The organism is Bifidobacterium merycicum DSM 6492 (assembly GCF_900129045.1).
In the GTDB taxonomy this organism is placed as follows: domain Bacteria; phylum Actinomycetota; class Actinomycetes; order Actinomycetales; family Bifidobacteriaceae; genus Bifidobacterium; species Bifidobacterium merycicum.
This window is the reverse complement of record NZ_FQTX01000003.1, coordinates 243,349-265,815: the sequence shown is the minus strand read 5'-3', so window position 1 is coordinate 265,815 and position 22,467 is coordinate 243,349. Positions and strand designations below refer to the sequence as shown.

The window sequence follows — 22,467 nt, the reverse complement described above, 5'->3', positions numbered from 1 at the left end:
AGTAAAACCCAAACCCCGGAATCTGCCATACATAAGCAAAGTAGCCCTTCGCCGGCCGCGGCAACGGTCAGCGAAGGGCTACTTGAGAGCTATAAGAGTCGCGGGAGCCGCAAAACGACCAAGTACGCCGCTTGTGGCCAAGACAAGACCGGCCAAGGGCAGCCCAAGGCAGCCAGTCCACCGCCCCAACCGCCGATCAGTTGAAGCCAACCACCTTCTCGGCCACCAGATAGCCGTTGCGGATGATGAACCGCCCGACCGACCCGCGCAGATTCAGCGCCCGTGACATCGGCTTCCTGCGCACATCCGCGTAAATCGAGGGGGAGTGCGCCTTGATATCCGCCCACAGCTGTTCCTTCTTGGCGTAATTCTCCGGATTCTTCGACAGGATCATGAACACGCTGGCCACCGAGCTCTCAATGGAGAGGAAGTGAATCATGTAACGGTACAGTCCGTCCGGCACTGTGCCGCGTTCCGGTGTCGCCTCCACCATGCGCTGGTTCACCAGCCGCAGCTGATCCACGCGCCTGATCATCACGTCGGTCTGCACGCTCTGCCCTTCGCGCCCGATGTAATAGTGGTAGAACGGCGTGTCGAGGTATTGCAGCGTCTTCACCCAGGGGAACGGCTGGTAGGCGTAGATGAAGTCCACGTAGAACGTGTGCTCCGGCAGCTGCATGCCGGAGGCGCGCACCACGTCGGTGCGGAAGATCAGCGCGTGCATGAGGATGTATTCCGCGATGCCGAAACGTCCCAGGTCGTCCCAGGTGAGGCGTTTGCCGGGCTTCATGGCGCGGCGGAAGTTCACCACGTGCTTGTGCCGCTTCTCGATTTTGTCGTAGACGTAGTTCGTCACCAGCATGTCGACGGGGTCGTCGCGCTGGACTTCCTTGCGCAGCACGGCCATCACCTCTTCGAGCGATTCGGGTCCCACCCAGTCGTCGGCGTCCACGACCTTCACGTAGGCGCCGGTCGCGGCGGCGATGCCGGTGTTCACCGCGCCGCCATGTCCCTTGTTCTCCTGGTGGATGGCGCGCACGACGCCCGGATTGTTGCGTTCCAGCTTCTGCGCGTAGGCGAGGGTGCCGTCCTTGGACCCGTCGTCGACGATCAGGACCTCGATGTCATCGGTTTTGCGCGCGGACAGCAGCGAGTTCACGCAGCGGTCGAGATAGGCCTCCATGTTGTATGAAGGAATCACAAAACTCAGCGTTTTCGACGTATTCGTCATCACGTATATCCTCTTCAACCCCGTGGGTCAGGTTCGGTCAGGCCGTTCGGTCATCCTGCTCATTGTCAGATTCACACGGTAGCACTGTATCTGCCTGTGCGGAAGAGACCTGCGCATCCTCGTCGCCATTCCGGCTTTCATTTCGGTTCTCGCCGCCCTTGCCGTCCTTGTTCTTCTTGCGCGACTTCGCGTCCTCGAACAGCAGTTTCGGCTTGGAGTCGAGTCGGCTCAGCCCGTGCCACGCCAAGTCGACGAGGTAGGCGGCCATCTGTTCCTTGCTGACTTTCGGATGCGCGGCCCAATATTGGCCGGTGAACACGGTCATGCCCACCAGCATCTGCGCGTAGTAGGGCACGCCTTTGGGGGAGAGCTTCTGGCGTTTGAAGGTCGCGGTCAGCAGGTCTTCGACGCGCAGCGAGATGTCGCCCAGCAGGGAGCTGAATGACCCGGATGGGTCGGTGGTTGGCGAGTCGCGGACCAGTACTTGGAAGCCTTCGGTGTTCTGCTCGATGTAAGTGAGTAGAGCCATGGCCGCGCGTTCCACGATTTGACGCGGGTGCGCGGTCGGATCGGAAAGCGATTCGATGAGCACGGATGTCAACGCGCGCATCTCGCGGTCCACGATTACCGCGTAGATGCCTTCTTTGCCGCCGAAATGTTCGTAGACGATCGGTTTGGAGACCTTCGCATGGGCGGCGATCTCCTCGACGCTCACGGCTTCGAATCCTTTGGCGGCGAAAAGCGAACGGGCCACTTGGATGAGTTGCTCGCGACGCTGCAAGGACGACATTCGTGAAGTATTGGCCATATGCGTAGTTTTTCACGGCCACTGGAAAAGGGCGGCATGACGCGGCTCCGCTCCGACGATGTGTGGGATTGCCGTGGGGGAGGGCGTGCCGGGTGCGCCATCGGTAGACTGGGACGTTATGGATATGAATATGATTCTTGCCGTTGTAGGCATTGTTGTTGCGGTGGTCGCGTTGATCGCCGTCAGTGTGTGGATGCAGAAATCCCGCAAGAAGGATTTGGATAAGGCGTTGGATCGTTCCGGTGCGCAGACCGTCGGGGCCAGGTCCGGAACCGGGCAGCCCAAGGCCGCATTCGAGTCCGTTGCCGAATCCGCAGCCGAATCCAAGCCCGAATCCTCCGGAACATCTGGAACCGGAACGTCAGAACCCGCCTCCGAACCCGAACAGCCCGAGCCCATCAAGACCGCCAAGGCGCTGGACGCCCCCGAATCCGTCGGCTCCCGCATGACCCGTCTGAAGGCCAAGCTCGCCGGCAGCGCCAACCCCTTCGGCAAGGCGCTGTTCAACATTCTCGCCAAGGATAATCTGTCCGAGGATGATTGGCAGGATGTCGAGGACACGCTGCTGCTCGCCGACGTGGGCGCCGAGGCCAGCGAGCGTCTGGTCGAGGAGCTGCGCACCGATGCGCGTGTGACCGGCAAGGCGGATGCCTCCGAGGTGCGTGCGGCGCTGCGTGACAAGCTGCTTGATGTGGTCGGCCTCGATACGGACCGTCGTCTGAATGCCGATAAGGAGGGTGCGAACAAGCCGAGCGTCATCATCATGGTGGGCGTGAACGGCACGGGCAAGACCACGACCGCGGGCAAGCTTGCGCGTCTGTTCGTGGCGGATGGCAGGAAGGTCGTGCTGGGCGCGGCGGATACGTTCCGTGCCGCGGCGGCCGACCAGTTGGAGACGTGGGGTGCGCGTGTGAACGTGCCGGTCGTGCGTTCCGATAAGGATGGCGCCGATCCGGCGTCCGTCGCGTTCGAGGCCAGCGCCAAGGCGAAGGCCGACAATGCGGACGTGCTCATCATCGATACCGCCGGCCGCTTGCAGAACAAGGCGAATCTTATGGATGAGCTGGGCAAGATCCGCCGCGTCACCGAGAAGAATCTGCCGGTCGACGAGGTGCTGCTTGTGCTCGACGCCACCACCGGTCAGAACGGTATGGCCCAGGCGAAGGTGTTCGCCGAGGCGATCGGCGTCACGGGCGTGGTGCTGTCCAAGCTCGACGGTTCCGCCAAGGGCGGCATCGTGGTGTCCGTGCAGAAGGAACTGGGTGTTCCGGTGAAGCTGGTCGGCTTGGGCGAAGGCCCCGATGATCTCGCCCCGTTCGACCCGGAAGGGTTCGTGGACGGCATCCTCGACTGATCGCCGGCCTGCCGCGACCGTGGCGAAACGTAGTGTTTCCAATGCCGTGCGCGTGTTCGTATAACACGGTTTTTACATGTTTAACACATATGTAACCTGTCGTAACTTGAAGAAAACGCGCGCGGCGTTCACTACTCAACTGTGAGCCCCGTAAGGGGTCGAATAACTGAGCAAGTCCCTTTTGAAAGGGCGAAAGATAAGAGAGGGAGGTAGACATGGATACCGGAAATGCCGCATGGATATTGACTTCCGCGTCCCTGGTTTTCCTCATGACGCCGGGTGTGGCGTTCTTCTACGGAGGCATGGTTCGCGCGAAGGCCGTTCTGAACATGATGATCATGGAGGCTGCGGCGCTGTCCGTCACCATGGTGATCTGGGTGTTCTGGGGTTGGTCGATTGCGTACGCCGGCAAGTCCATCGGAGGTATCTTCGGTGACCCTGCCAGCGGTTTCCTGCTGAAGGATTCCATGATCGCCAAGGACGGTGTGTTCACTTCCACCGGTCTGAACGACAACAAGTACCCGGTGAGCATCGACGTGGCGTTCCAGGCCGCGTTCGCCATGATCACCGTCGCTCTGATCTGCGGTGCCATCGCGGAACGTGTGAAGTACAGCACGTGGATGATTTTCGTGGCGCTGTGGATCACGTTCGATTACGCTCCGCTCGCCCACATGGTGTGGAACGGCGGCCTGCTGTCCGCTGACGGCGCGATCTCCCAGGCCATCGGCGCTCAGGCGCATGATTTCGCAGGTGGTACGGTCGTCCATATCAACGCCGCAGTCGCGGCCCTGATCATCGTGCTGATCATCGGCAAGCGTAAGGGCTTCGGCACGCAGCCGTTCCGTCCGCACAATGTTCCGTTCGTCATGCTTGGCGCCTTCCTGCTGTGGTTCGGCTGGTTCGGTTTCAACGCTGGTTCCGCGTTCGCCGCCAACGGCACCGCGGGCTATGCTTGGGTGTCCACTTCCGCCGCCACCGCTGCCGCAATGCTTTCCTGGGGCTTCACTGAGAAGATCCGTACCGGTCATTACACCGCCATGGGTGCCGCTTCCGGTATCGTCGCCGGTTTGGTCGCCATCACCCCGGCCGCCGATGTGGTGTCCCCGCTGTGGGCTGTGGTGCTCGGCGCGATTGCCGGTGTGCTCACCTGCCTGGCTTGCGGTTTGAAGTTCAAGCTCGGTTACGATGATTCCCTTGATGTGGTCGGCGTCCACGGCGTGGGCGGCTTCACCGGCACCGTGCTCATCGGCTTCTTCGGTGAGGGCACTGGTCTGCTGGCTGGTGGCGATTGGCGTCAGCTGGTCGTGCAGTTGCTCGTCGCGCTCGTGGCCATCATCTGGTCCGCCGTGATCACCGGTATCATCGCCTTCGCGCTGGAGAAGACCATCGGTTGGCGTGTCACCGAAGCCCAGGAGGTCGGCGGTATCGATCTTGCCGATCAGGGCGAACGTGCATACGATTTCGCTGGTACTGCCAGCTCCGTTCTCAAGGAGGTGAAGTGAGATGAAGCTCATTACCGCTATCATCCAGCCGCATAAGCTTGACGATGTCAAGGAGGCGCTCGCCGCGGCCGGCGTGCATGGTCTGACCGTTTCCGAGGCCAATGGTTACGGTCGCCAGCGTGGTCACACCGAGATCTACCGTGGCGCCGAATACACCGTCGATCTGATTCCGAAGATCCGCGTCGAGGTGCTGTCCGATGACGCCGATGCGGAAACGCTGGTCGGCGTGATCGTCAAGGCCGCGGGCACCGGCACCATCGGCGACGGCAAGGTCTGGGTCGCCCCGCTGGATTCCGTGACCCGCGTGCGTACCGGCGAAACCGGTTCCGCCGCGATCTGATCCGCGATCCGCGCATATTTCGATATGAATGAATCCCCGCATGTGAGCCAGTCTCCATGCGGGGATTCGTGTACTCGGGCGGTGTGTTAGGTTGGGCCGCAGGAAGCGCGGGATTGCAGGGCCGTGCGGTTGCGGGCTGCGGTTCACGTCTGTAGGCGTGACGGCCGATAAGCGTATGGAAAGGGATGGGGAATGACTTCGGCGGTTGACGGGTTGAAACGGCGGTTCATGGCGATGAGCCGCGCCGACGAGGATGGCGTGTACCGCGATGGCGCGGCGAAGCGCAAGGCCAGAACGGATTTGGCGATGGCCTGCCTGCGTGATCTGTGGGATGAGGCGTGCGAGGCGGTGGCATTCGACGTGCCGAAGACCGGCGTTGGCCTTGGCGCGGTGGGATCGCTGGCGCGAGGCCAGGTGGGTCCGTGCTCGGACCTCGATTTGGTGCTTATCTATGATGCCAAGGCGCTGAACGACCAGCAGCTTAACGCCTTGGCGAACAAACTCTGGTACCCGCTGTGGGATTCCGGGTTGGATCTGGACCAGTCGGTGCGTACGCGTGCGCAGTGCGAGGCGGTGACCGACCATGATCTGCCCGCCGCGATGGGCTGGCTTGATGTGGTGCCGGTTGCGGGCGATACCGAACTGATCCGTTCCACGGCCCTGTCGATTCTGGAGCGGTGGCGTAAGGCCGCGCGCAAGCGGCTTCCCGAACTGCTCGGTTCCGCCAAATCCCGGTTGGATGAGTTCGGGCGCATGGAATATCTCAATCAGCCCGATATCAAGGAGGCTCGTGGCGGATTGCGCGACTCGGTGCTGGTGTCCGCATTGGCGGCGTCCTGGTTGGCGGATCGTCCGCATGGCCGGTATGACGATGCCGTCGAACGGCTGCTGGATGTGCGTGACTGCATTCATCTGGTCGCGGGCAAGGATGCGAACCGTCTGCTCGCGCCGTATCAGGCCGAGGTCGCCGCGATGCTTGGTCTGGCCGATCCGACCCTACCCGAGGGGGAGCGCGAGGCGGAATCCATTGACGATTTGCAGACGATACTGGCCCGGCTGGGGCGCACCATCGCGTTCTCCCTTGACGCCACCGCTTCGCGCGCGGGCCATTCGCTCACGCATGAGAAGCCGCGTTTCGCGTTCTTCCAACTGGCCAAACCCAGGGCGCACGGCAAGCGTGAAGCCCCGAAATTCGAGCTGCTCGCGCCCGGTATCGCCAAGCATGAGGGCGAGGTCGTGCTCGCCCCCGGCGTGGACCCCACGCTCGACGCGAATCTTGCGCTGCGCGTGGCCGTTGCCGCGGCGGAATCGGGGCTGCCCATCGCGCCGGGAACCTTGAATAATCTGCGTCGTTGCCCGATTCGCGACAGCGTGTGGGACGGCGAATCGCGTGACCTGTTCGTGCGGCTACTCGCCTGTTCCGATTCACTGCTTTCCGTGTGGGAGGAGCTTGATTTCGTGGATATTCCAGGGCGGTGGATTCCCGAATGGCTGGGTGTGCGCAATCGTCCGAGCATGTCGGCGGCGCACCGGTACACCATCGACCGCCATATGGTCGAAGTGGTGTCCCGCCTCGGGCGCATGTCGCCGAGTGGCGTACCGTACAGCGACGAACGGTATCATGCGCTGCTGCTGGCCGGCATCCTGCATGATATCGGCAAACGTCCCGGTGTGCGTGACCATGCGGCCGAGGGTGCGCGTCATGCCAATGCGATCCTCAAACGCATGGGGTATGACGCGGACACGGTGTGGTGGGTGACGCTGCTGGTGCGTGAGCATTTGACGTTGTCCGATTTCGCGACGGGGAAGAACCCGAACGATCCGACGGTGGGTGATGATCTTGCGGCATGCGTCGATCATGATCCGATCCTGTTGGATATGCTGTTCGACCTCACACGCGCCGATGGTTCGTCATTGGGCGCCACGGCGGGCGAAACCATAAGCAAACAGTACGGTTGGAGCAAGTGGCGGGAGTCCCTGGTGCGCACCATGTACGCGGCGGCGCGGTACCACATGTGAGCATGGTGTCTGAAAACGTTGGAAAATGGCGGTTTCGTGTGAGCGCCGATCGTTCTACCATGAATCTTCCGATTGTGCAACCCGGTTGCCGGGTGTGGAAAAGTTATCCTCATGTTGTCCACAAAGTTATCCCCAATATGTGGATAACCTGATACGTTTTCCACACAGTTATCCCCGAAATGTGGATAACTCATTTTTCTATCCACATTGGCTCCCCGCGCGTGTTGCATATCGGTCGTTCCCCGTTCAACCCCCGTTCACTTTCGCACACACAACGTGTTCGATTCCGCGGCCGGATCATGCGCATCCCTGTCAAACCGTTCTAGTGCGGCTTTTGCATCTTCTCCTAATACTGGGGAATTCCTATACTGGGGAATCATGGCTCAGGAACCTTGGGAAGACGACGTTCACGACAACACCGGCGGCGGCACGCGCAGACTCGACGGCCGCGGCGGCAATTACGTGCCCGGCAGGACTGGCAGCCCGGTGAGGGACGCCCTGTTCGACCGTGTGCCCCCGCATGACGACGATGCGGAAATGGCCGTGCTGGGCGGCATGCTGATGAGCAAGGACGCCATCGGCGAAGTCAGCCAGATGATCGAGGTCACCGACTTCTACCAGCCCAAGCATCAGACCATCTACGAGTCCATCATCAACCTGTTCTCCGCGTCGCAGCCGGTGGACGCCGTGCTCGTCGCCAACGAACTGCTCAAGCACGGCGACCTCGACAAGGTCGGCGGCGTCGACTACCTGCATTCGCTCGTCGCCTCCGTACCCACCGCGGCCAACGCCACGTATTACGCCGAAATCGTGCATCAGCGCGCCATTCTGCGCAACGTGATCGCCGCCGGCACCAAGATCGCGCAGCTCGGCTACTCCGCCGAAGGCTCGCAGGCCGAGGATGTCGTCAACCTCGCACAATCCGAGGTCTACGAAATGTCCGTGGGCAGGGTGCGCCAGGATTACACGGCCATCGGCCCGGTGGTGCACGATGCGCTCGACCAGATCGACCAGCTGCAGCAGGGCCTGGTCAATAAGGGCGTGCCGACCGGCTTCCGCGACATCGACGACCTGACCCAAGGCCTGCAGCCCGGTCAGATGGTCGTCGTCGCAGGCCGCCCGGCCATGGGCAAGTCCACGCTCGGCATCGACTTCGCCCGCTCCGCCGCGCTCCACCACCATCTGACCACCATCGTGTTCAGCTTGGAAATGAGCAAGGTGGAACTCGCGCAGCGCATCATCTCCGCCGAAACCGACATCCCGCTCGGCGCCTTGCGTCGCGCCGACGAAATCACCTCCGACCGCTGGGCCACGCTCAACAACTTCTGGTCGAAACTCGACGACGCCCCGCTGTTCATCGACGATTCGCCGAACATGTCGCTTATGGAGATCCGCGCGAAATGCCGCCGACTCAAGCAGACCAACGACCTCAAACTCGTCGTGATCGATTACCTGCAGCTCATGTCGTCCGGCAAGCAGGTGGAAAGCCGCCAGCAGGAGGTCTCCGATTTCTCCCGTGCGCTCAAACTGCTCGCCAAGGAGCTTGAAGTGCCGGTCGTGGCGCTGAGCCAGCTGAACCGTGGCCCGGAAATGCGCAACGACAAGAAACCGCAGCTGTCCGACCTGCGTGAATCCGGCTCGATCGAACAGGACGCCGACGTGGTGTTCCTGGTGCACAGGCCCGACTTCTACGATAAGGAGGACCGCCCGGGCGAGGCCGACATCATCATGGCCAAACACCGTAACGGTCCGACCGAAACCTTCCACTTGGCATTCCTCGGCGCGACGTCGAAGTTCAAGGACATGCCGCAGGATTACGCGCAGGGAGTGTGATGCGATGTTTGCAACGGTAGCCATAGGACGTGGCGTGCGCCATCTCGCACGTCTGACACGACACGGCGGCAGTGCGCTGCCGGGCAAGGTGGTCGAACGCATCGACCCAGGATTTCTCGCCCGCACACTCGCGCAACTGCCATACGGCGTGGTACTGGTCTCCGGCACGAACGGCAAAACCACCACCACGCGCATGGTCGCCTCCATGCTGAGCGACTTGGGATTGCGCGTCTTCACCAACCCCACCGGGTCGAATTTCACGCGCGGCGTGGTTTCCGCGCTACTCACCGAAGTCAGTCTCACCGGCAAACTCGACGCCGACATCGCGGTATTGGAGCTCGATGAGGCCTACGCGGTCCATTTCGTCAAACAGGTGCGCCCCAAGTACAGCCTGCTGCTCAACGTGATGCGCGACCAGCTCGACCGGTTCGGCGAAATCGACAACACCGCCCGACTGCTCTCCCACGTGGCCGAAGCCACCACCGGAACCGTGGTGCTCAACCGCGAGGATCCGCGCATCGCAGCGCTCGCCAGCAAGGTGCCGCGCGGCACATCCGTACGGTATTTCGGCTTGGCGAAGGCGCTCAAGCGCTTCTTCCCGACGGATGATGAGATGAACGCGGCGTTCGAGGGCGACGGGAAGACCGCCGACGCGACCACGCCCAGCGCGGGAACGGCCACGGGAGCGGATGACACGGGCGCGGGAACGGGCGCGGGAACGGGCGCGGACGAACACTGCGCCGACGTGACCCTCGTGGAAGTGCGCGACCATGCCGCAACCTTCCTCATGGACGGGCGCAATCATGATACGGACGTCAAGCTCGAAGGCGTGTACAACCTGTACAATGCCGCCGCCGCGCTCTCCCTCGTGCGTGCCGTGGCCGCCGACGTGCCGGAAACGAAGATGCGCGGCGACGCGGATGCGCTCATCAAGGCGGTATCCGACGTGACCCCGGCGTTCGGCCGCGGCGAGGTGATCGACGTCAACGGTTCCCCGGTGGAACTGCTGCTGGTCAAGAACCCGATGGGCTTCCGCCTCTCACTCGCCTCCTTCGCGCCGCAAGGCTGCGACACCATGATCGCCATCAACGACGAATACGCCGACGGGCGTGACATGAGCTGGCTGTGGGACGTGGACTTCACGTCGCTGCGGGAAACCGGCGTCGCGATGGTGTCCGGCGTACGCGCGTGGGATATGGCGTTGCGTCTGGGCTACGAGGAGGTGCCGGTGGGCACGGTCGACACCGATTTCGACCAGGCCGTCACCTCGTTCGTGACCGCGAATCCCGGCAAACCGAAGCACATGTACTGCACGTACACCGCCATGCTCAAGGCGCGTGCCGTGCTTGGACGGATCACCGAAGTCTCCGATGCGGGGGTGGGCAGATGAGCAAGCGAATCGACATCGTGTCCCTCTATCCGAAGGACATGAACATTTACGGCGACACGGGCAACGTGCTCACCATCACGCGCAGGCTGGGCCTGTACGGCTACGAACCGTGCGTGCATTTCGTCAACCAGGGCGACGCATGGCCGGAACAGGTCGATATGATCCTCGGTGGCGGCGGGCAGGATACCGGTCAGAAGAAGATCATCGACGACCTGTTCGAACGTGCCGACCTGTTGCGTGGACTCGTCGAAGACGGCATGCCGATGCTTATGATCTGCGGCCTGTACCAGCTGTTCGGCGAGTATTTCGAAACCGTGGACGGCACGAGGCTCGACGGCATCGGCGCAATCGGCGCGTACACCGTGGGCGGCGACGTGCGGCGCATCGGCAATCTGGTCGAGCATTCCGAGGATTTCGACGACATCATCGGCTACGAGAACCATTCCGGCCAGACCTTCCTGCGCGAAGGTGTGGAACCGCTGGGCAAGGTCGGCGAAGGCTTGGGCAACAACGGCGAGGATGGCACCGAAGGCGCGCGCGTGCACAATATGATCGGCACGTACATGCACGGTTCGCTATTGCCGAAGAATCCCGCGATCAGTGATTTCCTGATCCGTACCGCCGTGGAACGCCGATACGGTTCCTTCGACCTGTCGGCGCAGACGGATGAGCAACGCGCCGAACTCTCGCAACTCGACGAATACTGCGCGAAAGCCCGCGAAGTCGCCGTATCAAGGCCGCGCTGACCCTGACATCTCCCGGCGTTTGTTCAGGGCTTCCGCGCGGTCCGTGCGGTAGTCTAGGGAAATAGCGATGCGGCGTTTGACCGCATCCACTCTGCAACAAAGGAGGACATCATGGCTGATCTCAATCTGGGCGAAGGCCTGCGCAAGATCGTGCTGGCGGGCATCGGAGCCCTGGCCACCACATACGAGAAGAGCAGCGAAATCGTGGACGAACTCGTCAAGAAGGGCGAAATCACCGTCGAACAGGGCAAGGCATTGAACACCGAGCTCAAGCGCAAGGTGAGCGAAGTCGTGGACGACGCGAAGGCCACCGCCGAGACGGCGACCAAGAACGAGGATGAGAAGTCCGAGTGATCGATTCCACCTCCCAGCCCGCCGATTCCACGGTGGATCTTGAGCGAGCCGTGCAGCGGGAAGGCGTGACCTTCTCGCTGTTCGGTTTGCGTCGAGACAGCTTCTCCGAGCGCTACCATCTCACGCGGCGCGGCAAGGCGAAGCGGCTGAGGGAAATCGTCCGCATCGCCAAACAGTTCGACATCTTCCACGGCCTGACGCCGGTCAAGATGCGACTCATGTTCGAAGCGCTCGGCCCCACGTTCGTGAAAGTGGGGCAGATCCTGTCGATGCGTTCCGAAATGCTGCCGCAATCCTTCTGCGACGAGCTGTCCAAACTACGCGCCGACGCCGACCCGATGCCGTACCAAACCGTGGTGGATACGCTCGCCAAGGAGTACGGCAGGCCCATCGAGGAGATCTTCTCGCGCATCGACCCCAAGCCGTTGGGTTCGGCATCGTTGGCCCAGGTGCATCGTGCCACGCTCATCACCGGTGAGGATGTGGCTGTCAAAGTGCAGCGCCCCGGCGTACGCGAAACCATGGCGCAGGACGTGTCGATCATGCGCTCGCTGGCCAAGGTGGCGGCGAAACTGTTCCCCGACACGCAGATCATCGATTTCAAGGGTGTGGTCGAGGAACTGTGGGATACCTTCGAGGCGGAAACCGATTCGTTGATCGAGGCGCGTAATCTCGCCGCGTTCAAGAAATTCTCGCAACCCTACAAGTACATGGATTGCCCGGCCCCCTACCCGGAGTTGTGCACCGAGCATGTGGTCGTGATGGATTACGTCGACGGTATTTCCGTCTCGCACCCCGGCCAGTTGGTCGCAGCCGGTTACGACCTCAAGGAAATCGGCACCAAGCTGGTCGACAATTACGCCACGCAGATCCTGGACGAGGGCTTCTTCCACGCGGATCCGCATCCGGGCAACATCATCGTGCGCGGCGGGCAGATCGTGCTCATCGACCTCGGCATGACCGGGCGTTTGGATCAGCGTACGCGCAACGTGCTCAAGGATATGATCTTCGCCGTCGCCAAACAGGATTCGCCGGCTTTGGCGGACAGCCTGCTGCGGTTCGCCGTCGCCAGTCCGGATAGCGAGGATTACCCGTCGCTGCTCGCCGATCTCGACATGGTCGTCCAGGAGTTCGGCACGGTCGATTTGTCCGAATTGGATATCGCGGCGTTCCTTACCTCGCTCACCCAGCTCGCGTCGCGCCACGGCATCGAAATCCCCAGCAGCATCACCACGGTCGGTCGCGCGTTGGTCACGTTGGAGGGGTTGCTCGACGAGTTCATCCCCAACGTCAATATGATCCAGATCATCTCCGCGCATATCGCCGCCTCGCAAACCCCCGAAACGATGGTGAAGAACGAGGCGAAATCGTTGGCCATCGAAGGCCGGCAGGCGCTGCATGACGCGATGGCCGCGTTGACCGAGATGAAGCATGCCACGCGCATGCTCACCCGTGGCCAGTTGAGGGTGAATATGGAGCTCGTCGGTTCGGAGGAGCCGTTCCAACAGCTGTCGGATATGGTGAACAGGCTGACGATGGCGCTGATCGTGGTCGGCTTGTTCATCGGCTCGTCCATCGTGTACTACGCGGGTATCAAACCGGTGGTGTTCGGCATTCCGATCGTCGGTTTCATGGGGTACATTGTGGCGTTCACGTTGGGGTGCTGGATCGTGCTCGACATTCTCATCAAGGGACGCAAGAAGAAGCATTGACGATGTCTCCCGCGGGTGCCGTGCGTCGGCGCGGCTGCGATGTGCCCGCGGGAGACGCCCGGCGTGCAATGAGGTATGACAGGGGGATGGTGAGGCGTCGTAGAAAAGGTTGATACGTAAGGCTTGCCGAGGTTTTCTTCATGAGAACGATGACATGATTCGGGGGTTCGATTTCGTGTGCTATCCTGCTAGCTGATCAATCAGACAGTCTGTCAATTTTCTGCATGGGACAGGCTGTTTTGTGTTCTTGGCGATAGCACGCTGCTGCGTGCCGAAAGGATAGTGATGTTTTCTCGGCGTCCGGTTCGGAACCGTCATCATGCACACGGAGCTGGCGCACAGGGACATGCGGGCGGACGGTTGCTCGCGGTTATCGTCGCAGTGGCGACTATGGCGGGTTCCCTGACTATGCTGGCGTTCACTGCGGTGGCAGCGGGAAGCGAGACCACCGACCCATACGAGCGTCACGTCGTTGCAAACGATATCAATCCATCGTCGGTGTCCACCGATTTGTTCGATTGATGCCACGGAACCCCAAGGCAAGGATTCCGACAAACAGGGCAAGGCGACCGATCTCATGACCGAAAAGCTCGCCGGTTCCATCGATACGGACGGCACCGAGCATGGTCTGGTGTTCAACCAGTCCGATGCCGGCAAAACGTACCGGTTTCATCATCAGGAAGAAACCGCAGCACACCATTAACGGCGTGACGAACACGACTCCCGACGACGTACCCGGCGAAGAGAACCCCATTGCCAGCGGTGATAATGCGGGCGATGTACGCATCGACAATGTCTGGTTCAACAGACGCAGTACATGGCCGAAGTCACCGTGCATGACAACGGCGACGGCATCATGTACACCGTGACGAAGGCGTTGAAGAAGGATGGGAACGACGAGGATTTCCGCGAGTACAGTGACGGAAGCCACACCGTTACCGCGGGCGTGGTTAACGGCGAAACGAAAACAGACGGGCTGACGGACTGGATATTCTCCTTCGTCAACACCTACGAAGTGCTGTTCCTGGCCACCATCGAGGCCTCATCGCCGTTGTACAAACAGCTCGTCGGCCGGCAATGGGATGCCGACACATCGTTCACGTTCACGGCCAGGAAATGCAATTACAGTACGGACACTTCCGCGAACACGTTGAACTTCACCATCGACGGTGGCACGATCGGCTGCGCCGTCAGCGATTCGACGCTCGCGCAGCTGCCCGACCCGACCTCAGGGTATGAGGTTTCGGTGAGCGGCGGGTCGACGCTGATAGACGGCACATACGGCAAGGTGACGTTCGGATCGTTCACCTTCTCGAAAACCGGCACCTACGTGTATGAGGTGAGTAAGAAGGCCGGTGACAAGGATTCCGGCATCACCTACGATTCGCGCGTGCGGTACATACGATTCGTGGTGACCGAGGATCAGGAGAAGGGCGTGCTTGCGGTGCGTGCCAGCACACCGGGGTACCGGACCTTCGACGGGGCCGCGTTCGTCAACAGGGTGAACGCGCAGGAGCTGCCCTTCACCGGTGGAACGACCATGCGTGGCATACTGCTGGGCGGTCTGGTGCTGGCGGCGTCGCTGATCGCATGCGGCGCATATCGGCGTCATGCCGGTGCGGCGCGGAGACACGGCATCAGGATATGAGAAACGGTTCCTTCCCGTGGTGGGGAGGAACCGTTTTCGCAAGTACGTAAGTGTGCAAGTACGTAAGTGTGCAAGTGCGCAAGTATGATGTGCGCCGAACCATGAAAGCGCCTGTCGGCGCAAAGGCCGCTCGCAGCGGCAAAAAATGGAGCCCGGGGCTTAAGCACGGCCCGGCGCAGATAACAGTATACGCTATTCGAGCTTGCCGCAGCGCCACAGCGCGGCGCCGTGCTTATTTCCCGCGGAACAGGTCGTTCACCGAGCGGACCATGAGGTCGCTTTCGCCGCGTTCCCGGGCGGTGCGCGCCAACTCGTCGGTTTTGAGGAACAAAGCGAACCGGTGCTCCGTATAGCCGGGGATCAGCTTCGCACGGCCACGCAGTGTGGCGATGGTCTCGGCCACGTTGACGTCATTGCGCCATTTGCGTTCGCCCAGAAGAATGTGCCCCGACTGCTGGTCCGCGGCGATGACATCGATATCGGCTTGAGCCTTGGCGACGGGGTCGGCGCCCCACCAATGACCGAAGCGGGTGGCCAGGAAGGGAAGCTCGGAGTCCGAGTTGGCGCGATGCAGCCACTGCAGGCAGACATCCTCGAAACGCTGACCCACATAGGTGTCCAATGCCGGGCCGAACACCGTCGCCTTGGCTACGAGTTCCCCGTCACCGCTCTCTATGGATGTCAGGTTGGGGCTGACGAAGCGATACCAGAAGGCGAAGAACGGATCTCGTATCTTCCACAGTCCCTTGCGCGAGCGTGCGGGGTCGGCCCCGAAAGGAACCTGACGTTCCACCAGCCCGAGATCGGTGAGTACAGTGAGGTATTTGCCGATGGCCGAGGGTGCGATGCCGGCTTTGTCCGCTATGGCATTCTGTTTGGTTTCGCCCTGTCCCACCGCATCCATGACCGAGTTATAGGTGGCCGGGTCCCGCAGTTCCTGACGCATGAGCATCGCGGGCTCCTCATAAAGCAGGCCGCTGGTGTTGAACATCAGATCGATGACATTGCGTTCGTAACCGAGCTCTGGCCGGATCTGCGCGAGATAATACGGGGTTCCGCCGAAGGTGGCGTAATAGCGGACCGCATCCTCGGCCGATATCTGGCCCAGCATGTCACGGGCGTCGAACGCGTCGAAGGGGGCGAGGCGCATTTGACCGGTGCGGCGACCGTATAGTGGGCTCTTGTATCCCAGAATCTTGCTTTCCATGAATTCCTCATTGCTGCCGCACAGAATCATCATGAGATCAAGGTTCTTGAGTTTGTGGTCGATGATGATCTGCAATGAGGAAGGGAGCGAGCGTTCGCTCATGGCGGCGTAGGGGAATTCGTCGAACACGAAGAGGAATCGCCCCGGCTCCTGCGCCGCGCGATCGGCGAGGAAATCCAGCGCCTCCTGCCAGGAAGCCAGCATCGGCATGGAATCGGGCAGACCGAAGAAGGAATACATGGTGCGGCAGAAGTCACGGAGGTTGTTCGTCGAGGTTTGCTGGCGTGCCGTGAAATACAGCGTGCGCTTGCCGTCGGCGAACTCGTCGATCAGCGTGGTTTTGCCCACGCGACGGCGTCCCAGCATCACCATCATCTGGAATGAACCGCGTTTCCACATATGTTCCAGCGATTGCAGCTCACGAGTCCTGCCTACGAATATGCCACACCCCTCTGTTAATAAGATACTCTTCGGTAAGATACTCATGAGTATCTTACCGAAGAGTATCTTATGCAACCAAATGGGATGTGAGACTGCAGCCTGGCAGGTTGCGACGCGATATTCTTCGGGCTATTCGAGCTTGCCGCAGCGCCACAGCGCGGCGCCGTGCTGGAAATCCTTCGCCGTCACACTCAGATTGCCCGCGGTGTGTAGCAGACGGGCCGCTTTCGTGCGGATCTGCTTCTCCGATTCCGGGTGCATCTGCGCGGCCTTGGTTGTCATGTACTTCGATTCGATGCGCAATCCGAGCGCCACCACGTCGACGAATGCGGCTGCGCGATCCAATGCCATGGCGAAATCACCGGTGAACGCGCCGGACAGAATCGAATCCGCGGTGCGTGCGATGGCATCTTCGGTGGGCGCCTGATCCACGCCGGCGATGGCGGAGGCGCTGGTCGCGACGGGTTCGCCCACGCGCCATAGGCGTGCGATGCTGTCGCGGTGCGTGCGCATCCATGTGCGCAGCAGATACAGTCGCCACAGGATGCCGGGCAACGAATCGGGTTCGGCCTTGCTCCACAGTTCGGCGATTTCATCCACGCCGACGGTTTCCACCAATGTCAGCACACGACGTACCACTTCGGGGTCCTCGCTGTGACGTACGCGGTCCAGCAAAGCGGCCGCGGACAGATGGCTGATTTCGCTGATATCCTGCGGGTCCATGCCTCCGGCGATGTTCTCCGCCACGGCCGGGCTCAGCTGTGCCGGGCGGGTCGGTCGCAGCGCTCCCAGCTGCGTGGGGGAGAAACTGGTGCCGGAAGTGCGCAGGGATGCGAATCCGACGCCGTTCGCGCCGTAACGCGAGGCGCGTGCGGCCGCTGCGGCTGCGGAGGAATTCGAAGATCCGGGATTTGCGGGTCTAGTAGACAAGCGGTACCACCTTTTGCAGGTCGATGATGGTGAGGGTGCCGTCGCCTTGCGGCACGGCGAATACGGCCAATGCCGTGCCGGTGGGCATGTACGGCGACTTGGCGATGAGCCGTTTGGCGAGCGAATGCGAGGCGCACATGCCGCGCATGTGGTCGAACATGCCGCCGATGACGGGCCGGTGCATGCAGATGGCGGTCGGCGTGCCGGTACGGGCGGCGTTCAACATTTCGCCATGGAAGCATTCCCACGCCGTCTGTGGGTTCTCCGCGAACGCGTCCTCGGTGAGTTGGGGCAGGTGGATGATCTTCTGCTTCGTCTGCCAGGAGAACATATCCATGGTTTCCAGGCAGCGTGTCCACGGCGACGAGGTGAGACGCTTGGGGTTGAAGCAGGCCAGTTCGTAGCTGAGCGCGAACGCGCATGCAGCTCCGTGCGGCGTGATCGGGCGGTGCGCCTCCTCGCCTTTCCAAGCCTTGCGGGCCTCCGCCTTGCCATGACGGACCACTAGAAACGGCACGGCGCGGTCGGCGCCTTCGGCGAGGCGATCCATGAATACGGCGAGCAGATCCTTATCGGTGGAATGGGTGAGTTTTCTGCGGGCTTCGGCTGGGGTGAGCCACACCACCGAATTGATTTCGTCCACGTCGGCGCGATGCACGGGGCCGAATGCGGTGGCGCGGTTGCGGTCCTCCTCCTCGCTGATCGGCGTGGCCATCCAGAACATCACATGTTTGAGCACGGAAGCGGAACTGTTCGACTTGCGGCGCTTTTTGCCCTCATCGCTCAGCGGGTATTCGACGTCGTCGAGATACGGGCCGAGTGCCACCGGCATGCCGGTCTCCTCGCCGATCTCACGCACCGCCGCATGCCTATGCGACTCGTTGGCGTCGAGCTTGCCTTTCGGCCAGCTCCAATCGTCGTATTTGGGGCGATGCACCAAGCACACCTCGATGTCGCCCGGTTCGCCGTTCCGGCCTTTGCGCCTGCGGTATACGATGCCGCCTGCGGCTTCAACAATTCGTCTCACGATCCTGCCCTCAATCCTGCCTTCAATCACGTTCGGGAACGATCCTACGCCGATGGTGGGGGATATGCCTGATGGCAAGGGAAGAGCCCGGTTTCCCGGGCTCTTCCCAACGTAGGTTATCGTCTTGCGGCTATCCCAACGGTGACCGGTCAGTTATGGGTGGCCGGACGGCGCAGATGCTGCTTGATCAGATATTCCTGACTGTCGATCAGCGGACGGCCTTCCTCATCCTTGGAATGATGCACATACGTGCCATCAGCCTGCATATGCCAGCTGATCGTCGAATCGGCCATCTGCATGTCGATGTACTTGATGAGCTCGTTGATCTGCTCCGGTGCGGTGACGCGGACCAGAGCCTCCACACGACGGTCGAGGTTGCGGTGCATCAGATCGGCGGAACCGATCCACACTTCGGGGCCGGACAGTGGGCCTTCGCCGATCTGCGGGCCGTCCGCGTTGCAGAACGCGTAGATGCGGCTGTGCTCGAGGAAACGGCCGAGAATCGAACGGACATGGATGTTGTCGCTCAATCCCGGAACCTCCGGCTTGAGCGAGCAGATGCCACGTTCGACGATGTCGATCTTCACACCCGCCTGGCTGGCGCGGTACAAGGCGTCGATGGTCTTCTCATCCACCACCGAGTTGACCTTGATCTTGATCCACGCCTCCTTGCCGGCGCGTGCAGCCTCCTCCTCGCGGCGGATGCGCTGGATCAGGCCGGTGCGGATGGTACGCGGCGCGACCAGCAGACGGTGGAAGCTGGACTTCGGGGCGTAACCGCTCAGCTGGTTGAACAGGCGGGTCATATCCTGACCGACGACCGGGTCGCAGGTCAGCAGACCGAGATCGGTGTACAGGCGTGCGGTCTTCGGGTTGTAGTTACCGGTTCCCACATGGCAGTAGCGGCGCAGACCGTCCTGCTCCTGACGGACCACTTCGATGAGTTTGCAGTGCGTCTTGAGGCCGACGATGCCGTACACCACGTGCACGCCCGCACGTTCGAGCTTGCGTGCCCAATTGATGTTGGCGTCCTCGTCGAAACGCGCCTTGATCTCCACCAGCGCCAGCACCTGCTTGCCCGCATGCGCCGCATCGATCAGCGCGTCGATGATCGGCGAATTGGAGCTGGTACGGTACAGCGTCTGCTTGATGGCCAGCACCTTCGGATCGGCGGCGGCCTGCGAAAGGAACGCCTGCACGGAGGTGGAGAAGGAATCATACGGGTGGTGCAGCAGGATATCGCGCTCGCGGATGGCGGCGAAGATGTCCTGCGCACGGCTGGATTCGACTTCGGCGATCTGACGGTTCGTGGTGGGGATGAACGGACGGTTCTTCAGGTCGGGGCGGTCGATGCCGCCGAGTTCGAACAGTACGGTCATATCCAGCGGAGCCGGCAAACGGTAGACTTCGTCGACGCTCACGCGTAGCTGATCGGCGAGCAGCTGGGAGAGGAACGGGCTGGTCTCGTCGGAGATCTCCAAGCGGATCGGCGGTCCGAAACGACGGCGCAGCAGCTCCTTTTCCATGGCGTTGAGCAGGTTCTCGGCATCGTCCTCTTCAACGTCGATATCTTCGTTACGGGTGACGCGGAAGGAACGGGCCTCCTTGATGATCATGCCTGGGAACAGCGATTCGAGGTGGGCGATGATGAGGTTCTCCATGGTGATGAAGCCGTAACGCTCCTCGTTGGACTCCTCATCGGTCATGTCATCCACCGGAACCAGACGGTTCAGGTTGTCCGGGATCTTCACGCGGGCGAAGTGGGACTTGCCACTGGTCGGGTTCTCCACCAGTACGGCAAGGTTCAGCGAACCGCCGGAAATGTAGGGGAACGGGTGCGCGGGGTCGACCGCGAGCGGGGTGAGCACGGGGAACACCTGCTGGCGGTAGTAGCGGGAGAGACGTTCCTGCTCTTCGGTGGTGAGCTTATCCCAGCTCAGCAGTACCACGTGCTCCTTGGCCAGCGCGGGCAGGATGTGGTTGATCACGTAGTGCGCGTGCTCATCCTGCAATGCGTGCGCCTGATCGCTGATCGCGCGCAGCTGCTGGCGGGGGCTCAGCCCGGAGGCGGAGGGGACCGCGATACCGGAATCGATGCGGCGCTTGAGGCCCGCCACACGAACCATGAAGAACTCATCGAGGTTGTTGGCGAAGATCGCTGCGAAATTCGTGCGTTCCAGCAGCGGCTGATCCTCGTCCTCGGCAAGCTCCAGGACTCGCTTGTTGAACTTCAGCCAACTCAGCTCACGGTCGAAGAAACGGTCGGGAGGCAACGGTGCCTCGCCTTCCAGAGTCTCTCGTCTGTCGTTCTTGTTTGTCTCGGCGATGTGCTCTGCAATCTGACTACGCAGAATCGCCTTTGAGGGTGCGTCAAAAATCTGTGCCATGTGTTTCATCGTAGGCTTTCCAAGGGCTGTACGTCCAGTTTGGTCCCACAAAATTCAAAAGGGGTTTACATTTTCGATATCCAACGGCTAGACGCGGAGTGTCTAACACCGATAGCACCGTATTCGGGCGGGGCTGAGGGTGCGCCCGCCTATGCGGTGGATGAGGCGATGGCGGGGATGATGCCTATGCGGCGAACGAGGCGATGGCGGGGATGATGCCGATGAGGATGAACGAGGGCAGGAAGCATAATCCCGTCGGGGCGAGCAGTTGGACGGAAAGACGTGCGGCGGCCTGTTCGATGGCGCTGCGTTCGGTGCTTTCGCATTCCTCGACCGCAAGTCTCAGCCGTTCCATAGGTGAGGAACCGTGAACCCAAGCATCCTCCAGACAGTCGGCGATCAGTATGGCGTTGCGCTCGATGGTGGAACCGGCTTCGGTTGCGGTTTTTCCGGTTGCGCTTTTGCTTGCGGTTTTTCTGGTTGTGGTTCTGGTTGCGGTTTCTCCGGCTGCGGTTTCGTGAGCTTGTGCGTTGATGTCGGAGTCTGCTGTGCCGCTGCCGGTTCCTCTGGTATCGCCGATAGCGTCGAGACTGCCGAAACTGCCGAAACCACCGAGACCGCCGATGCCAGCGGTAGTGCCATCGCCGTTCTTGTCTCTGTTGTCGTCCTCGTCGAGGGTCGCGCATGCCCCCACCCACGCTTCATGCCATGTCGACTGCCGCAACAGCGCCGCCCCGGCCTCGCGCAGCACGGTCGCGAGTCGTCCGCCCACGGTCTGCCCCACGGCGGAAAGCGCCGTCGGAATCGGCGCGCCCTGCGAAAGCGCGGCCCCGATCATTTCCAGCAGCAGCGGCAGCGGTTGATCATCGTGCCCGTGGGTCGCGAACCGCGCGAACAACTGACGTATCCACAACAAGCCGATCGCGTACCAAGCCAGTCCGAGGAACAGGAAGATGGCCCCTCTCGCGGAACCGAACAGGAACGCCAGGGGACGTGCTCCCATGAACTCCCCAAGCCCTACCGTCGCCAATGGCAGCACGCTCAATAAGACGATGGTTGCCTTGGGTGCGGCGAACGCCTCGCGGCGAAGATCGCGAGCCCTGCAATCACGCCGATATGAGTCGGATACGGATTGCAGGCAGTGTGCGGCGCCGCAACCAAGGCGCTCACTCAACAGACATGCCGATGCGAGCTGCCGTGCGATGCGAACGATGTCCTGCTCGGTCTCATCAGTGGTGGCGTGACGGCGCAGCGTCGCTGCCGCGCGTGCCGGTGTGATGGTCGACGTGGCGAACTCCATGCCGTACTGTTCGCGGAACGCATCCCGAACATTGCCGCCGCTGGCCGTTCGCGCGATGATCGCGGCGATGACCGAGGCGATGCCTGTGGCGGTGCACGTATCCCCATTGGTTGCCGTGACGGGAATACGGGACGGTCCGGCGCGTTCGACGTGCGTCAGCAGCGCTCGCGGCAGGAAGCACGCCATAAACGCGCCTACCGCGATGATGATGGAGATGACATGCGGAGTGTACATGGCC

At 61.6% G+C, this 22,467-nt stretch carries 18 protein-coding genes; 10 read left to right on the top strand and 8 right to left on the bottom strand.

What is annotated here, in order from left to right; genetic code table 11:
- Positions 1 to 196 precede the first annotated feature (196 nt).
- Together BUB29_RS06375 and BUB29_RS06370 are read right to left on the bottom strand one after the other, a co-directional pair.
- Positions 197 to 1,231, bottom strand: a complete 1,035-nt coding sequence (locus tag BUB29_RS06375) for a glycosyltransferase family 2 protein (protein ID WP_033522608.1) — start codon at positions 1,229 to 1,231, stop codon at positions 197 to 199.
- Positions 1,232 to 1,268: 37 nt separating this feature from the next.
- Complete coding sequence (locus BUB29_RS06370; RefSeq protein ID WP_033522609.1) at positions 1,269 to 2,021, bottom strand: TetR/AcrR family transcriptional regulator; 753 nt, start codon at positions 2,019 to 2,021, stop codon at positions 1,269 to 1,271.
- Positions 2,022 to 2,157: 136 nt separating this feature from the next.
- On the opposite strand from BUB29_RS06370, the gene ftsY reads away from it, so the two are divergent.
- From ftsY to BUB29_RS06325, 9 genes are all read left to right on the top strand, one after another.
- Complete coding sequence (gene ftsY, locus BUB29_RS06365) at positions 2,158 to 3,393, top strand: signal recognition particle-docking protein FtsY (RefSeq protein WP_033522611.1); 1,236 nt, start codon at positions 2,158 to 2,160, stop codon at positions 3,391 to 3,393.
- 215 nt (positions 3,394 to 3,608) lie between these two features.
- On the top strand, positions 3,609 to 4,895 hold the full coding sequence (locus BUB29_RS06360; RefSeq protein ID WP_033522613.1) for an ammonium transporter: 1,287 nt from the start codon (positions 3,609 to 3,611) through the stop codon (positions 4,893 to 4,895).
- A 1-nt stretch (position 4,896) separates the two neighbouring features.
- The gene (locus BUB29_RS06355; RefSeq protein WP_033522616.1) at positions 4,897 to 5,235 is read left to right on the top strand and encodes a P-II family nitrogen regulator; all 339 of its coding nucleotides are present in this window, start codon (positions 4,897 to 4,899) and stop codon (positions 5,233 to 5,235) included.
- 192 nt (positions 5,236 to 5,427) lie between these two features.
- Positions 5,428 to 7,254, top strand: coding sequence for a [protein-PII] uridylyltransferase family protein (locus tag BUB29_RS06350; RefSeq protein WP_033522617.1), 1,827 nt, complete (start codon positions 5,428 to 5,430; stop codon positions 7,252 to 7,254).
- Between the two features lie 378 nt (positions 7,255 to 7,632).
- The gene (gene dnaB, locus BUB29_RS06345) at positions 7,633 to 9,087 is read left to right on the top strand and encodes a replicative DNA helicase (RefSeq protein WP_407640916.1); all 1,455 of its coding nucleotides are present in this window, start codon (positions 7,633 to 7,635) and stop codon (positions 9,085 to 9,087) included.
- Between the two features lie 4 nt (positions 9,088 to 9,091).
- Positions 9,092 to 10,477 carry a Mur ligase family protein gene (locus tag BUB29_RS06340; protein WP_033522619.1) on the top strand — a complete coding sequence of 462 codons (1,386 nt, stop codon included), beginning with the start codon at positions 9,092 to 9,094 and terminating at the stop codon, positions 10,475 to 10,477.
- Positions 10,474 to 11,223 carry a type 1 glutamine amidotransferase gene (locus BUB29_RS06335; RefSeq protein ID WP_033522622.1) on the top strand — a complete coding sequence of 250 codons (750 nt, stop codon included), beginning with the start codon at positions 10,474 to 10,476 and terminating at the stop codon, positions 11,221 to 11,223. The genes BUB29_RS06340 and BUB29_RS06335 overlap by 4 nt, the downstream gene beginning before the upstream one ends.
- A gap of 111 nt (positions 11,224 to 11,334) precedes the next feature.
- Positions 11,335 to 11,577: a phasin family protein gene (locus BUB29_RS06330; RefSeq protein WP_033522623.1), complete on the top strand. Its 243-nt coding sequence runs from the start codon at positions 11,335 to 11,337 to the stop codon at positions 11,575 to 11,577.
- Between the two features lie 32 nt (positions 11,578 to 11,609).
- A complete protein-coding gene (locus tag BUB29_RS06325; RefSeq protein WP_234356065.1) occupies positions 11,610 to 13,289 on the top strand; it encodes an ABC1 kinase family protein in 1,680 nt (559 codons plus the stop codon).
- A 484-nt stretch (positions 13,290 to 13,773) separates the two neighbouring features.
- On the opposite strand, the gene BUB29_RS09715 is transcribed toward BUB29_RS06325, so the two are convergent.
- Positions 13,774 to 14,094, bottom strand: a complete 321-nt coding sequence (locus tag BUB29_RS09715; protein WP_143155167.1) for a hypothetical protein — start codon at positions 14,092 to 14,094, stop codon at positions 13,774 to 13,776.
- Positions 14,095 to 14,106: 12 nt separating this feature from the next.
- Between BUB29_RS09715 and BUB29_RS06320 the strand changes: the two genes are divergently transcribed.
- A complete protein-coding gene (locus BUB29_RS06320) occupies positions 14,107 to 14,937 on the top strand; it encodes a Spy0128 family protein (protein WP_033522626.1) in 831 nt (276 codons plus the stop codon).
- Positions 14,938 to 15,169: 232 nt separating this feature from the next.
- On the opposite strand, the gene BUB29_RS06315 is transcribed toward BUB29_RS06320, so the two are convergent.
- From BUB29_RS06315 to BUB29_RS09710, 5 genes are all read right to left on the bottom strand, one after another.
- Positions 15,170 to 16,630: an ATP-binding protein gene (locus BUB29_RS06315; protein ID WP_268751049.1), complete on the bottom strand. Its 1,461-nt coding sequence runs from the start codon at positions 16,628 to 16,630 to the stop codon at positions 15,170 to 15,172.
- Between the two features lie 84 nt (positions 16,631 to 16,714).
- Positions 16,715 to 17,515 carry a hypothetical protein gene (locus BUB29_RS06310; RefSeq protein ID WP_033522628.1) on the bottom strand — a complete coding sequence of 267 codons (801 nt, stop codon included), beginning with the start codon at positions 17,513 to 17,515 and terminating at the stop codon, positions 16,715 to 16,717.
- Entirely contained in the window at positions 17,505 to 18,512 is a 1,008-nt protein-coding gene (locus BUB29_RS06305; protein WP_407640920.1) for an NUDIX hydrolase, read from the bottom strand. Before BUB29_RS06305 ends, BUB29_RS06310 begins: the two co-directional genes overlap by 11 nt.
- Before the next feature lie 179 nt (positions 18,513 to 18,691).
- Positions 18,692 to 20,929, bottom strand: coding sequence for an RNA degradosome polyphosphate kinase (locus BUB29_RS06300; protein WP_033522796.1), 2,238 nt, complete (start codon positions 20,927 to 20,929; stop codon positions 18,692 to 18,694).
- A gap of 184 nt (positions 20,930 to 21,113) precedes the next feature.
- A complete protein-coding gene (locus tag BUB29_RS09710) occupies positions 21,114 to 22,463 on the bottom strand; it encodes a hypothetical protein (protein WP_051915271.1) in 1,350 nt (449 codons plus the stop codon).
- Between the last annotated feature and the right edge of the window lie 4 nt (positions 22,464 to 22,467).